Raw genomic sequence first — 14808 nt, forward strand, 5'->3', positions numbered from 1 at the left:
GAGCCTGTCGGCTCTTAAGTTGGCCTGACGGCCAACTACGGGCCTGACGGCCCGTTAGGTTGCTGTCGCCGTGCCTGACGGCACGGCTGTGTATGTCAGTGCGGGGGTTGGCCCGGGCGGGCCAACCCGGTTGGTATCTAGGGACGTTGGCGGGCCTGGCGGCCCGCTCGCCAAGAGAGAGTGTTCTGCCTGGCGGCAGAAAAAGATACTTAGTGAGGGCCTCCCCTGACGGGGAGGGGCAGGTGGCTGGGCTTAGGTGCCGGCGCCTGTCGGCGCCGTGATGTCATAACGAGGTGGTTGCACAGTTATCTGGGTTGCCTACGCTCCCCTGCCGGGGAGCTGGAATGAGTGGTGTCCGGCTGGCGCCTGACTCGGTGTCTGTTTCCTTTGATGAAGTGGGCGTTCTCGCTTTTCATTTTGTTTGAACGGGGAGTACACGCCTGACGGCGTGCTAGTTGATCGGCATGGCAGGTTGGAAGGAGAAGACCGGAGCGATCTCGGTGGCGTCCTGGTGGGCTAGCAATGCCGGCCTTCCCGGAGCTGAGACGAGGGTGCTGCGCAACCGGGGACGGGGGATCTGTGCGTTGATCACGCTCAGCTGCGGGAGCCTGAGGAGCGGCCGAGCAGTACGGCGAGCACGCGGAGAGCCGCCTGCCGACGGCTGCGTGTACGGGCGCACACCGCGATCAGGGCGAGTTCGGTGAGCGGGAGAGCGCGGGTGGCCAACAGCGCTGTGACGAGAGGACTATTGACCAGGGTGAGCAGCCTTCGGTGAGTGGGAGGTGCACCGCCCCATCGAGGCGTCGGAGACGGTGCCGGGCGTGCTGCCGCTGTATGTGCGGCGCTCCCACGACGAGGTGCTGCGTTCGGTGGTGGCGCGAGCCGGATGGCGGTGCTGGTCGGTGAGTCGTCCACGGGTAAGACGAGGGCGTGCTGGGAGGCGGTGGCGGAGCTGCCGACCCGGTGGCGGCTGTGGCATCCGTTCGATCCGTCACCGGCCCAGGCGCTGGCGAACGAGATGCGGGAAGGGATCGCTGCGCGTACCGCGATCTGGCTCAACGATCTGAGTGAACTGGCCGCGCTTGCCACAGAGCCGGCCGAGGTAGAGGAGGCCGCCCGGGGGGCTTTCGCCGTGGGCGAGGCCACGTTGTTGAAGGAGCTGGCCGAGCGAGCCGAGGCCGACGGGCGCGCCGCTGACGCGGCCCGGTTGTACGGGGACGCGATCGGCATCTTCGAACGCCAGCGTCGCCAGCGGGAGGAGGGTGTGGGTCTGATCGAGGGGCCACGACCTCCTTCTGCAGACGCGCCGGATCGGCCACGTAGGCCCCGGGCCGTGCGCACCATGGCAGTCCTGGGCCTCGCCCGCACGCCATCGGCCGGTGGCCCTGCCAGACAACCGGCGCGGTGGTGGGAACTGGGCGAACTCGCCGCGCATATCACCGGCGACGCGCACGGGCTCGACGAGGGGCGTCTCGCCGGCACGCTGACGCTCAAAGGGATCGCTGCGGCTTGCGGCCTGCCCGGATCGGAGTCCTCGGCAGGCCGGCGACTTCTGTGGGAACAGGTCGGGGTCAGTGCCGACATGCTGTCGGGCACCGTCATCGTGTGGAAGCTGGCACCGCCAGGACCCGATCCCTGGGCCTCGATGATGCGTGCCCGCGGCGACCTCGGCCTGGCCACCCACCTGACCATGCACGAGTTGCGGACCGCCGCCGTCAGCGCGCCGCTGGCCGCGCCGCAGACCACCGTGCGCTGGTGCGAGAACCCGCAGGTCCTGCAGGCAGCCGCACGCTACGGACTTCCCGGAGTTCTGGTTTGCGGGAGCGGCAATCCCTCAAGCGCCGGATGGGAGCTGCTCCAACGTCTCCTCACGGACGGCGCACACGTTCTCTACCACGGCGACTTCGACTGGGCCGGAATCACCATCGCCGAGCGTGTGCTTCGGCTGGGCGCCTACCCATGGCGCATGAGCGCCGCCGACTACCTCACTGCGCTCGCCTACCTGTCGACAGACCGTCTCGCTCCGCTGGCCGGAGAACCCGTGGCCACCCCCTGGGACCCTCGCCTCGAGCAGGCAATGAGCGAGAAAGGTCTCGCCGTGCACGAGGAGGCGCTCCTGCCCCGCCTCCTTGCCGATCTGTCCGGCTGAGACCTCGGGGTGACAGACACGTCCCGCCGGCCCCGGAATCCTGCCGTGTCGGCTGTCACACCGGTCGCCATGCGGATCCCGCTTTCGGCCGCTCCCGTAATCGCCGGGCTGTGGCGGAGCAACTCCTCGAAGACCTAGGACACCAACGCTGAGCGTCCCCTGGTACAGGCACATGTCGGTGATCCGCTCCAAGAGGCATGCCGGCGCCAGTCTGGGAGCCGGCGGCCGGTGGTGTTCACAGGCCGAGCTCGGCCAGGGCGGCTTGGCGCTGCGGAGTGAGACCGGAACGGCGCCGTCGCAGGTTGCTCAGCCACTGTCCCAGACGCACCTGTTGCCCTTCCACCTCCTCGATGTGCCGCTGAGGGACGTCGAGATGCCCCTCCCGCTCGCGGAACACCCGGGCGGCCGCCAACCCCCGCTGGAAGGCGCGTTCGCGCGCCGACAGAGGGTCCTTTGTCGCCGGTTCCGCGGGCGCATCGGGCAGTTCGAGAAGTCCCAACTCCTGAAGCACTCTTCTTTGTCCAGGCTGCAGGCGGTCGAAGCGCGCGCGCTGGGCTTCGAGCCATGCCTGTGTTTGGGAGGTCGTGTCGTTGTCTGCCAGGCTCTGGCGGGCGGCGTGGTAGGCGCGTTGCCAGGTGATCGGCCAGGACGGGTTCCACCACGGGTCCAGGGCAGTGAGGGCAGCGGCGCGCTGGTCGGTGAGGGCAGCGGCGCGGGCGCGCTGGGTGGCCAGCCAGCGGCCGAGGGGAAAGCCGTCATGGACTTCCTCGACGGGTGCGGCCAGATGGCCCTGGCGGGCGGCGTAGGCGGCGGCGTGGGCGAGTGCGCGGTCGAAGGCCTGCTGGCGGGGGTCCCAGATGATGCCGAGGCGTTCGAGGGCCTGTACGCGTGCGGTGTCGAGCGTGCCTTTGGTGTGCAGGTGGCGTTGCCAGGTCAGCCAGCGTCCCAGGGGGTAGCCGGTGAGGTCTTCGTAAGTCTGGGGGACGTCGAGGTGGTGGTGGGTGTGGCGGTAGGTGCGGGCTGCGGCTAGGCCTCGGCGCCATTCGGCGCTCTTGGGGGCAAGGACCCGCAGTGAGAGGGCGAGGGCGACTTCGTCGGCCTGGGTGGGGCGGTCGAAGCGGAGCCAGGCGTCGGGGTCTTCGGAGGGGATGGTGGGGCGGTGGGTGCGGGGGTCTGACAGGCGGGCGTCGAGGCGGTCGTCGTGGGCGCGCAGTGCCTGGATGGTGCGCCACAGTGGGGTGTAGGCGTCGGCGCCGAGGAGGTCGTCGGGGTCTTCGTCGGGGGTGAGGTAGACGGGGACGACGAGGGTGGCTTTCTTGCCGGCGCCGGGTTGCTGGCGCAGGGCGCGGCCGACGGCCTGGACGGTGTCGACGGGGCTGTTCTTGGGGTCGGCGAAGACGACGGCGTCGATGGCGGGTACGTCGATGCCCTCCCCCAGGACACGTGCGTTGGACAGGACGGCCGGGGCTTGGGGGGCGGTGTGGGAGGCGAACTCGAGTAGGAGGCGGCGGCGGACCTGGGGGGTGTGGCTGCCGCTTATCCAGTCCGCCCACAATCCCTCGGGCCGCAGTTCGGTGGGGAGCGTGGCGGCGGTCTCGTGCAGGGTGGTGGCGAAGGCGCGGGCGTCGGCGACGCGGTGGTGGAAGGTGAGGATGCGGCGTAGCCGGTGGTCGTGGATGGCGCGCAGGGCTGCGACTTGGCGGCCCGCCAGGCGCAGTCCGTCGATGCCGGCTCCGGGGCCGGTGGCGAGCCAGTCGCGCAGGTCTTGGTCGGTGACGACGGGGACGAGGATCTGGTAGTCGGCGAGTAGGCCGAGGTCGATGGCGTCGGAGAGGTTGAGGTGGTAGGCGACGGGGCCGAAGAGGGTTTCGTCGTCCATCGAGGCCACGGTCTCTGCGCCGTCGCCGTCCTGGGCGTCGTCGGGGTCCCAGATGCGGGGGGTGGCGGTCAGGTAGAGGCGGCGGGTGGCGGGGACCTGGTCGTCGTGGTGGACAGCGGCCCAGGCCTTGCCGAGACGGCCGGCGGTGCGGTGGGCCTCGTCGACGACCACGAGGTCCCAGGCAGGAAGGCGGTGGTCGTGGTGGGCGGCGACGACGGCGGTCAGCGAGGCGTAGGTGGCGTAGGCGGTGACGGGGCCGGGGCGGGGCGGGGTGGCGAGTGCGGTGAGCTCGCCGGGGTCGGTGGTGAGGGGGATGTCGGCGCCGAGCGGTTCGTGGTCGAGGGCCTGGCGTTGGGAGCACACCGCGATGGCCGTGCCTTTGCGTCCGGCGTTACGCCAGGAGCGGATGGTCTGCGACAGCAGGTCCAGTGTCGGCAGGAGTACCAAGACTCGTCCGTGGTGGGCGATGCGGGAGGTGGTGCGGGCGGCGATGAGGGTCTTGCCGGTGCCGCAGGCTGCGATCACGCTCGCGCGGGCGTGGTCGCGGAGTGTGGCGGTCGCGGCAGCGATGGCCTCCTTTTGGTGAGGCCGTAGTTCGATATCGGGGGCCATGGAGGGTGTATCGCTCCGGGGGTCGGCTGGGCGTTCCAGGAGGGTGGGGGCGTGAGCTGCACCCTCCTGGATGCAGGTTATTCGGCTGCTTCGGTCAGGTGGGCGAGAGTGGAGCCGGTGGGGCCCTTTTTGACGTGCAGTCGTTGGGTGATGCGGCGGCGTAGTTCGGGGATGTGGCTGATGACGCCGACGGTGCGGTCGTGGGCGCGCAGGGAGTCCAGGACGTCGAGGACGTTGTGGAGGGTGTCGTCGTCGAGGGTGCCGAAGCCTTCGTCGATGAAGAGGGTGTCCAGGGGGTTGCCGCCGGCTTCGTGGGTGACGACGTCGGCTAGGCCGAGGGCGAGGGACAGGGAGGCGAAGAAGGATTCGCCGCCGGAGAGGGTGTCGGTCTTGCGGGGGCGGCCGGTCCAGGAGTCGGTGATTTCCAGTCCGAGGCCGGAGCGGGCGCCGTGGGCGGCTTGGTGGTCGGAGTGGCGGAGGGTGTAGCGGCCTTCGGACATCAGGTAGAGGCGTGTGTTGGCAGCGGTGACGACTTGTTCGAGGCGGGCGGCCAGGACGTAGGCCTCCAGTTGCATGCGGACTCGGGTGCCGGATGCGTTGCCGGTGGCCAGGTCGGCGAGGTGGCGGGCGGTGTTGTGGGCCTGTTCGAGTGTCTCCAGGCGCTTGACCGCTTCGCCCAGGGTGGTAGCGAGGTCGGTGAGTTCGGTGGTGCGGGTCTGGGCGGTACTGGCGGCGGTGACCGCTTGGGCGTGCTGGTCATCTGCGGCGGCGCGCTGGGACGCCGCAGCGTCGACGTCGGCGGCTGGTTGGGCGGTGGCTTCCTGCAGGGCAGGGTCGTCGAGGACTGCTTGGTGGGCGGCGCGGGCCTGGCGCCACTGGTTGATCTCTTCGTCGATGTTGTTGAGGTCCTGCTCGTTGAGCAAGGCTTCGTCGGCGGCAGCGAGCGTGTCGAAGCCTTGGAGTGTGGCGGCGTCGGTGGCCTCGCTGGTGCGGGTGTGCAGGGCCTGGGCGGCGGTGGCGGCGGTGCGGGATGCTTCGGCTGCCTGCTCGAGGTGGTCGGCGGTGCGGGTGAGGTCGTCGATACGCGCGGCCAGGGTGGAGGCGGTGCCGCGGGCGGTCTGAAGTTTCTCGGTGAGTTCGGCCTGCCGCTGGGACTGGGTGTCGTAGGTGGCATTGCGGGCGGACAGGCCGGCGGTGGCGATGCTGTCCAGCTCGGTCATGGTGGCGTGCTCGCGGTCCAGCTTGAGGAGTTCTTCCTCAACGGTCCTGCGGTCGGCGGCCTGCTGAAGGGCGTCGGCCAGCTGCGTGGTGAGGGCTTCGTGTTCGGTCTTGAGGTCGGCTAGCGGAGTGTCGCCAGCTTCGCCGCTGGCACTGGCGGCGTTCTCGCGTAGCTGCTGCAGCTGGGCCGCGATCGCGTCACGCTGCTGCTGGGCTCGCTGGTGGGTCTTCTCGGCGGCTTGTTCGTCCTCGCGCGTGGGCTGTCCGTCGGCAGCCTGAGCGGGCGCCGGGTGGGAGCACGAGCCGCAGACCGGGCAAGGCGTGCCGTCGGTGAGGCTGGCGGCGAGTTCGGCGGCCATGCCTTCGGTGCGTTGGCGGCGGATGTCGATGTGGGTCTGGGCGGCCTGCTCGGTGTCTTTCTGCGCGGTGGCCAGGCGCTGCTCGGTGGTGGTGATCTGCGCGAGGTGGGCGTCGCGGCGTTCGGCAGCTCCTACGCGGTCGTTGAGGGTCTCCAGCTGGCCTTGGTGGCGCCGGCTTTCTTCCTCGGCTTGGCGGGCAGCTTCCCGGCGGCCTTCCAGGGCAGTGCGCTGGGTGGTCTCCTGTTCGAGCCAGTCGCGGGCGGTGCGCTGCTGGACGGTGAAGTCCTGCCGCTCGGCGTCGATGCGCTTCAGGTCGGCGGTGAGTTGGTGGAGGGTGGCTTCCTCGGGGAGCAGGGTGTTCAGCACGGCGATGTCGTCGCGCATGTGCTGCCCGGCTGTGGCCAGGTCGGTGGCCTCCAGCGCGACGTGCTCGGGAAGCAGTCGGGAGCGGGCGGCGCTTTCGCTGTCCTGGGCGCGGGTGTGGTCGGCGCGGGCGGTGGTGGCGGCGTGCAGCAGTGGTGCTAGCTGCTGGGCTCGCCGGGCCTGTTCGCGGCGCTGGTCCAGGGTTTCCTGGTGGGAGGTCTGCTCGTCCAGCAGGTCCAGCTGCTCGCGGGCGGCGGCGTGGGTGGTCTGCTGCCTGTGCAGTTCGCGGGCGGCGGCTTCCCGGCCCTGGTGGGTGAGCTGGTTCTTCTTTGCCGTCTCGGCGTCGCCCTGGGCGGTGAGCGCGTCGGCCTGGCTGGCTTGGATGAGGTCCTGGGCCCAGGTCAGGGCGGGGCCGGTCAGGGTGTGCGCGGCGTCAGAGGTGGGGGCGTCGTGCTGGGATTTCAGGTCCGGGCCGGCGGCTTGGTGGATGCGGGCCGCTAGGTGCAGCACCTCGTCGCGGGTGGCGTCGCGGTTCTTCTGGGTGGTGCGGCTGTGGTCGTTCAGCCAGCGTTCGATGAAGGCGTACCGGTCGGTGTGGAAGAGCTTGCCGAGGAGGTCGCGGCGCTTGGATGCGTCGGAGTAGAGGAACTTGGTGAATTCGTTCTGGGGCAGGAGAACCACCTGGCAGAACTGGGTCCGGCTCATGCCGAGCAGGTCTTTGATCTCCTTGCCGGCTTCCTGGTGGGACTTGCTGGCCGGTTCCCAGTGGCCCTGCCCGAGAGAGTCGGTTGTCCACCTGCTGAGCCGGGTCTCGGCCTTCTGGGCGGTGTCGCCCGTGCCGTTTTTCTTGGGGCGCATCTGCTGGGGGACGCGGTCGATGAGCAGCCTGTGGCCGGCAATGGTGACGTCCAGGGTGACCTGGGTCAGCACGTCGGTCGAGGCGTGGTGGCTGCGCAGCGTCAGGTCGCGGTCGACCGGGGGTTCGCCGTACAGGGCGAAGCAGATGGCGGTGAACAGGGTGCTCTTGCCTGCGCCGGTGTCGCCGTGCAGGAGGAACAGGCCGTCGGCGGACAGTGCGTCGAAGTCGACGGTGTGGGTGCCGGCGAAGGGTCCGAAGGCCTGCAGGGTGAGGTGGTGCAGGCGCATTAGACGGTTTCCTTCTGCAGTTCGTTCACGCGGGCGGCGTCGACTGCCTGCTGGAGCAGGGCGTGTTCGTCGGGGGTGGGGCCGGTGCCGCGCATGTCGGTGAGGAAGTCGCTGGCGATGTCGAGTTCGCTGCGGCCGCGGAGGCGTTCGGTGTAGGTGGGGGTGTCGGTGGCCTGGGCAGGGATGAAGACACGCTGGTGCTTGAGGCTGAGCGTGTGGGGGAAGCGGCGGCGCAGCCGGGCCATTGCCTCGAAGGGCAGGGCTGTGTCGGTGAGTGTGACTTCGATCCAGGCGTCTTTCAGGTGTTCGTGGGCGGGGTGGGTGAGGAGATCCTCGAGGAGGCCTTCGATGCGTTCCAGGCGGTGGGGGGTAGGGCAAGGCAGGTGCCTCAGGGCGGGAGCCGTGCCGGAGAAGGTGAGGTCGACCAGGGTGACGGACTTGTTGTGGGTGGTCTCGGAGAAGGAGTAGGCCAGCGGAGAGCCGCAGTAGTGGACGCGGTCGGTGACTTTCTGGGGGCCGTGGAGGTGGCCGAGGGCGACGTAGTCGATGCCGTCGAAGACGTCGGCGCCTACGTGGGCGACTCCGCCGACGCTGATGTCGCGTTCGCTGTCGGACTCCTCCGCCTGGGGTTCCTCGCTCTGACCGGTGCCGGGGGTAACGAAGGCATGGGCGATGACCACCGAGCGGGTTCCGGCTGGCTGGCGGTTGGTGAGGTCGGCGTGGATCTTGTCCAGGGCGGCGGTCAGCACTGCGCGGTGGGAGGTGGCCTCCGCCTCCAGCTGGGTACGGACCATGGAGGGCTCAAGGTAGGGGATGCCGTACACGGCGACGGGGCCGTCGGTGTCGTTGAGGAGGACTGGGACGTCGCAGGTGGCCGGATCGGTGCGTAGATGAATTCCGGCGCGGGCGAAGAGGCCGGATCCGACGCCGAGGCGGTGAGCCGAGTCGTGGTTTCCGCTGATCATGATGATCGGCACGTCGAGGTCGGCGAGCTGGTGCAGGGCGCTGTTGAACAAGCGCACAGCGTCCAGACTGGGGATGGCCCGGTCGTAGATGTCGCCGGCCACGAGGATGGCATCGATGTCCTCGGCGCGAGCTGTGTCGACTAGGCGGTCGAGGAAGGCGCGCTGGGCTGGGATCAGGTCTTCTCCGTGGAACCGGCGGCCCAAGTGCCAGTCCGAAGTGTGCAGAAACCGCATGAGCACAGACAGTAACCACCGAGAGAGAGGTTACGGGCGGTTTTCCTGATAAACGGGCGTCGCAGCGCAAGCCGTGACGTGACGTGGGAGGCCTCTGTGTCAGTGGCAGGGGGCAGGATGTGCGGTGGGGGAAGGAGGATGTGATGTCGTTATCGCGTTCTACCAGCAGTGGATCCATGGCGGCGCCGGGCGGATGCCGCTGGTGCGGGATCGAGGCACGGGGTCACGGCCGGCAGCATGTGGCGGAGGCGGGATGGGATGAACGTGCAGGTCATCGCAGACCCCTTCGGCCGACTGCTGTGGGCCTCACCGGCCCTGCCCGGTGCCGTCCACGACATCCGCGCGGCCCGAGAACAAGGCATCGTCGGCGCCCTCGCCGAGGCCGGCACCAAGTGCTGGGCCGATAAGGGTTACCGGGGTGCCGGCGGCACGGTCCGCATCCCGTGCTGGGGACGGTAGGAGACCCTCTCCGCAGGCCAGAGGGCAGTGAACCGGTCCCACGCGAAGATCCGCGCCCTCATCGAGCAGTCCGTCGCCACCCTCAAGCCCTGGCGGCTCCTGCGCAAACTACGGTGCTCGACCAACCGGATCACCAGCCTCGTCCAGGCCGTCCTCACCCTCCATCTGACCAGCTCAGAGCGAGGATGGAAAAAGCTCAGTCTGCAATGCGCGGGTTAATGAGAATTTAATGCCACCAAGAGCACAACCGGCCTCGATCGCGACAATTCGTAATTTTTCTGACAACCCATGTGAATGAGGTCGGTTGGACCCGCTGACGGCACACGTCGGGCATCTGGACCATTGTGGAGAGTCCTTGCTCGGGTCAAATGGCACCGTTAGGGTGTGATCTGATGGGCAACCAGGTACTTCGTCGCCGGCGCCTGTAGGCCAGGTGGGTCGTCGCGCAGTAAGAGCCGCATTGCGCTTTCGCGTCGCCGTATCGGCCTTTCGCTGGATGATCACCCACATCGAAAGCTATATTTTCTGAACAGCCTGGGGGATGCTTTTCCATGTCCATTTCCTCGCCAGATGCGGACGACGTCGTAAAGGTGGTCGAGGACCTGTCGAAGCGGGTCCTGAACGTCTACCGGGCGGATCCTGGCCACGTCCTGGAACACGCGAACAACGAGCGGCGCATCACGCAGGGTGGCTACGGCGAGCGACAGATCTACGAGCTGGTCCAAAACGGCGCGGACGAGAACATGGACCGCTCGCCCGGGGGCGTGGGGACCATCCACGTGCTCCTGACCGCCAACCGCCTTTACTGCGCCAACACCGGCACGCCGATGACCCCGGCCGGTGCCGACACGATCCTGCGGATGGCGGTGTCGCGGAAACGGACCGGGAAGATCGGACGCTTCGGGGTCGGTGTCAAGTCTGTGCTGAGTGTGTCGGACACGCCTTGCTTCTACAGCGCCTCCGGCTCGTTCGGCTTTGACAAGGAGTGGTCGGCCAGCATCATCCGGAAGACGGTCCCGGGCCTTTCGGTGCAGGACCCCACCCCGGTGCTGCGGATGGCGCAGCCGCTGGACCTGGACGCGGAGCGTCGGCGTGACGAGCGGCTCGACGAACTGATGGCGTGGGCGTCAACGACGGTGGTGCTTCCCCTGCATGACGGTGCGGACGAGCGGCTGGGTCGGGACATCGTCAACTTCCCGGCGCACTTCATGCTTTTCTCCCCGCACGTGGACCGCCTCGTCCTTGAGGACACCCGTACCGGCCACGAGCTGTGCCGGGAGATCAGGCAGGAGACGCGGGGCGTCGAGCACCGAGTCATGGAGCAGCGCAACGAGGCGCTTCACAGCAGCGAGCGCTGGTTCGTCTTCAGCGTCGACCACGAGCCCAGCCCCACCGCCGCGCGGACGGCGGGAGAGCTGCACGATCGGCCTGTCGTCACCATTTCCTGGGCGGTCCCCGACAAGGGTGTCCCGCAGCGCGGGAAGCGTGGAACCTTCTGGGCGTACTTCCCGACCCACTACGACACGACCCTGACCGGCATCCTCAACGCTCCGTGGAAGACGCCTGAGGATCGCCAGAATCTGACCAAGAGCGACTTCAACGAGGAGTTGGTGACCAGAGCGGCGGAGCTCGTGGTCAACTCGATTCCGAATCTGTTCGAGGAGAAGGACCCGGGGTCCTACCTCACGCTGCTCACGGCGCGTGGCCGGGAGGCCTCCCAGTGGGGCGACGCGATGCTGAGCGAGAAGGTACTGCAGGTGGCCGCCTGCCGGCCTTCCCTGCCGGATCAGGACGGATTTCTACGACTCCCCAAGCAGCTGCGGCTGCACCCGGAGAATCTCGCGCCAGCCTGGCTCGAACAGTGGGCGAGTCACCCGGGGCGTCCCAAGAACTGGTGCCACCACAGTGTGGAGAGTCGGGAAAGGCGATCGAGGGCACGGGACATCCTCGAGCAGGCCCTCGTCGCTCCGTCCTCGCTGCGCGAGTGGCTGGAGGCACTCGTCTCGGACCGCAGCGTGGAAGGGGCGACGTGTGCGCTGAAGCTGGCGGCCTCCCTCGTGGAGACGGGCAATCAGCTTCAGGCGGCCGAGGCGCGGGAGGCCAAGATCCTGCTCACCGAGCGGGGCGACTTCCGCTCGCCTTCCACCGGCAGGGTGTTCCGCCGGCACGGTGGCGTCCGCCTTCCCAACGAGACCACGGTGTACCTGCACGACGCGATCGCGCAGGACCCCGAGGTGCTGCACGCGCTGCAGGTCTTGGGCGTGGAGGAGGCCAACGCGGCCGGACGGTTGCGAGCCGCCGTCAGCTCGGGCTTCGCCCGGTACCGCAACAACGACTGGGAGGACTTCTGGGCTCTGGCACGTACGGTCGAGGGCGACGAGATGGTCACGGTCGTCAAGGAGCGCCACCCCGAACCGGAGAGCGTGCTCAAGGTGCGCACCGCCACCGGTCAGTTCCGCTTCGTACGCGACTGCATCCTGGCGGGACCTGTGGTGCCCGAGAACGGGTGGCGCGATGCCTCGGTTCTGGTCGACCCGGTCTTCCACGCGGCCGACACGGAAGTACTCAAGGCTCTGGGTGCGGTGGATCGCCCGCTGCCTCGGATGAGCCCTCGCTCGGACGCCTGGTTCAACGACTACAGCGGCGTCGTGTATAACCGGTTCTGCGCTTCCCTTTCGCCGCGGGTGTCCCGTCCTCGGCCGTCCTCCGTGAGCCTGATCGGCCAGGATCCCCCCGGCCCCCTGCACCTGCTGGCGGAGCTGTCGACGGACGGTAGGGCCGCCTTCACACGGGAGCTGCCCGACCTTGGGATCGTGCCCGACTGGCGGTGCATGCGGACCAGCGGTCAGGGTGACGTCCTGCGCGTGGAGTCACCCCTGGTCTGGATGCTCCGTGAGCAGGGCATGCTGGGCACCTCAATCGGGGTGCGGCGGCCGCATGCCGCGGTGAGCCCCGAGCTGGATGTGGACGGCCGTCTCCTTCCCGTTGCCGAGGTTGCCGTGGCGTACGCGCGTGCGCTGGGGCTGCCCTCCAAGATCCACGATGTGCCCGCCGGTTTGTGGAGTGAACTGGCCGAGCGCGCGGACTCGGGGACGGATGCCGCCTTCGTTGGAGGTGCCTACGCTTTTCTGGCCACATCGGCGCCTGCAGGCACTCTCGAGGACGGGCGCCTGTTCCGCTGCCGGGTGGGCGAGAACTGGGAGATGCAGCACAGCAAGAGTATCGCCGTCACGTTCGAGGAGGATCAGTACGAGGTTTTGCTCCGTGAGCGCGTGCCGGCGCTCCTGGTCCCCACGGACGCCGACGCGCATCTGCTCGTCGACCGGTTCCGTTTCCGGGTCCCCTCCGAACTGCTGATCGAGGAAATCCACTCCGTCCCGCTGACGGAGCCGGTCCCGGTGACGGACGTCTTTCCTCGGCTGCGCCAGGTGCTTCCTCGGGGAGCGGCCTGGAAGCTGGCGCACTGCTCCGAGCTGGTCAGGATTGTCCGTGGCCCGGAGGAGGGGCGGCGCGAGCAGGCACTGACCGAGACGCTCGACGGGCTCACGGTGTTGTTGTGCGGGGAGCGTGACGAGGAGTCGACCCTGCAGGCCGTGGACCGGCTCCTCGGGCTGCGGCTGGGGGCCGATGGATGTCGGGGGCTCCTGCGTCAGCAGGCGCGGGACCGTGACGACAAGAGGTTGCTGATGGTCCGCCAGGAGGCGGATCTGTCCAGGAAGCTCCTGCTCGCCGTCGGCGATGGCCGGTTGATAGACGAGCTGCCCCCGGGGCTGGCGCTCGCCGATGCGGAGCTGCGCAAGGTCCCGGTCGACGGCCTGCGGGCGGCCGAGCTGCTCCTGGCGGCTCATGGGGAGGACGTCTTGCGCGTCCTTGCACCGGCGCTCGCCGAGGCGGGTTTCAACGTGCCGCAGATGTGGACGGGCGGTTCGACTGCACGCAGTTTCGTGCGCACGTACGGCTTTCCGGAGTCCTGGGCTGGTGACCCGCAGACCCCCGGCAGCCCGAACCCGTACGAGACGGTCCCAGGTCCGCGTAAGCCGCTGAAGTTGCACGCCTACCAGGAAACCCTGGTGCAGCGCATGTACGACCACCTCGCCCAGGGCGAGGAAAAACGAGCCATGCTGCAGATCCCCACCGGCTCGGGCAAGACGCGGATCGCCGCCGAGGCCGGCGTCCGGGCGCTGCGCGACGGTCTCCTCGACGGCCCGATCCTGTGGATCTCCCAGAGCCAGGAGCTGGCGGAGCAGGCGATCGAAACCTGGGCCTACGTCTGGCAGACCGAGGGAACGGATCAGCCGCTGCGCATCACCCGCTTGTGGGGCGGCATCCCGGACGCCGTTCCCGTCGCCGACGGGCCGCAGGTGGTCGTCGCCATCGACGACACCGCCGTCAACCGGCTCCCGAAGGAGGACTACGCCTGGCTGCGCGAGTGCGCCCTCGTCATCGTCGACGAGGCTCACTTCGCCGTGCCGAAGACCTACACACGGATCCTCGACGCCCTCGGCATCGACCAGTACCGGACCTCGCGCCACCTGATCGGCCTGACGGCGACCGCCTTCCGCGGGGACAGCGACGACGAGACGCGGACCCTGGCCTCCCGTTTCGGGCACAAGCGCCTCGACTTCGGCGTCTTCGACAACGACGACGCCTACCGGCACCTGCAGTCGTTGAAGGTTCTGGCCGAGGTCGAGCACGAGGAACTCCCTGGCGGTTCCTACGTGCTGTCGTCGAAGCAGGTGAGCGAGATACAAAGGACGCACGCGATGGCCCTGCCCGCGGACGTCGTCAGTCGCCTCGCCAAGGACGTCGAACGCACCCGGCGCATCGTGGACCGGATCGAGGAACTGCCCTCCGACTGGCCGGTCCTGGTCTTCGCCACCTCGGTGGAGCACGCCCAGGTCCTTGCGGCCCTCCTGCAGGACCGCGGCATCACGGCGGCATCGATCGAGGGGCGGACGCCGCCGAGCATCAGGCGGCGTCGCATCGCCGCGTTCAAGGACAACAGGATCAGAGTTTTGACCAACTACAAGGTGCTGACCCAGGGATTCGACGCCCCGGCCGTCCGTGCCGTCGTGGTCGCCCGCCCCACGTTCAGCCCCAACACATACATCCAGATGATCGGCCGGGGCCTGCGCGGTGAGCTCAACGGAGGCAAGGAATCCTGCCTGATCCTCAACGTGGCCGACAATATCGAGAACTTCGGTCGGGGACTCGCCTACACGCGCATGGAGCACCTGTGGCACGGGGAAACCCTCTGACCGCATCCACGACCGTCACGGCGGACGGACGGATGCCCGGTACCGCGTCGTCGAAGAGCCGGCACAACGCACGACGTCAGTGACCGTAGGTGCGCCAAAACCGGCGAGCACTTCACGCCGGTCGGGTGGATCGGACCCCTGGCCTTGGAGGGCCTCGCCGGCGAGA

Annotated in this window: 5 protein-coding genes and 1 pseudogene; 3 read left to right on the forward strand and 3 right to left on the reverse strand. The window is 68.7% G+C overall.

Going from position 1 to position 14808, the window contains the following annotated elements:
• Window positions 1-886: 886 nt before the first annotated feature.
• Entirely contained in the window at window positions 887-2149 is a 1263-nt protein-coding gene (locus tag P3H78_RS15605; RefSeq protein WP_313884408.1) for a DUF2399 domain-containing protein, read from the forward strand.
• 235 nt (window positions 2150-2384) lie between these two features.
• On the opposite strand, the gene P3H78_RS15610 is transcribed toward P3H78_RS15605, so the two are convergent.
• The 3 genes from P3H78_RS15610 to P3H78_RS15620 all read right to left on the reverse strand — a co-directional run bounded on the left by P3H78_RS15610 (window position 2385) and on the right by P3H78_RS15620 (window position 8925).
• Window positions 2385-4640 carry a DEAD/DEAH box helicase gene (locus P3H78_RS15610; RefSeq protein ID WP_276109589.1) on the reverse strand — a complete coding sequence of 752 codons (2256 nt, stop codon included), beginning with the start codon at window positions 4638-4640 and terminating at the stop codon, window positions 2385-2387.
• A 77-nt stretch (window positions 4641-4717) separates the two neighbouring features.
• Window positions 4718-7726, reverse strand: a complete 3009-nt coding sequence (locus P3H78_RS15615) for an AAA family ATPase (protein WP_276109590.1) — start codon at window positions 7724-7726, stop codon at window positions 4718-4720.
• Window positions 7726-8925: an exonuclease SbcCD subunit D gene (locus tag P3H78_RS15620; protein ID WP_276109591.1), complete on the reverse strand. Its 1200-nt coding sequence runs from the start codon at window positions 8923-8925 to the stop codon at window positions 7726-7728. Before P3H78_RS15620 ends, P3H78_RS15615 begins: the two co-directional genes overlap by 1 nt.
• Window positions 8926-9162: 237 nt before the next feature.
• On the opposite strand from P3H78_RS15620, the pseudogene P3H78_RS15625 reads away from it, so the two are divergent.
• Both P3H78_RS15625 and P3H78_RS15630 read left to right on the forward strand, forming a co-directional pair.
• Window positions 9163-9603, forward strand: a pseudogene (locus P3H78_RS15625) (transposase family protein).
• A 371-nt stretch (window positions 9604-9974) separates the two neighbouring features.
• Window positions 9975-14642: a DEAD/DEAH box helicase gene (locus P3H78_RS15630; protein ID WP_276109592.1), complete on the forward strand. Its 4668-nt coding sequence runs from the start codon at window positions 9975-9977 to the stop codon at window positions 14640-14642.
• The last annotated feature ends 166 nt before the right edge of the window (window positions 14643-14808 follow it).

This window comes from Streptomyces tropicalis (genome assembly GCF_029269835.1).
In the GTDB taxonomy this organism is placed as follows: domain Bacteria; phylum Actinomycetota; class Actinomycetes; order Streptomycetales; family Streptomycetaceae; genus Streptomyces; species Streptomyces tropicalis.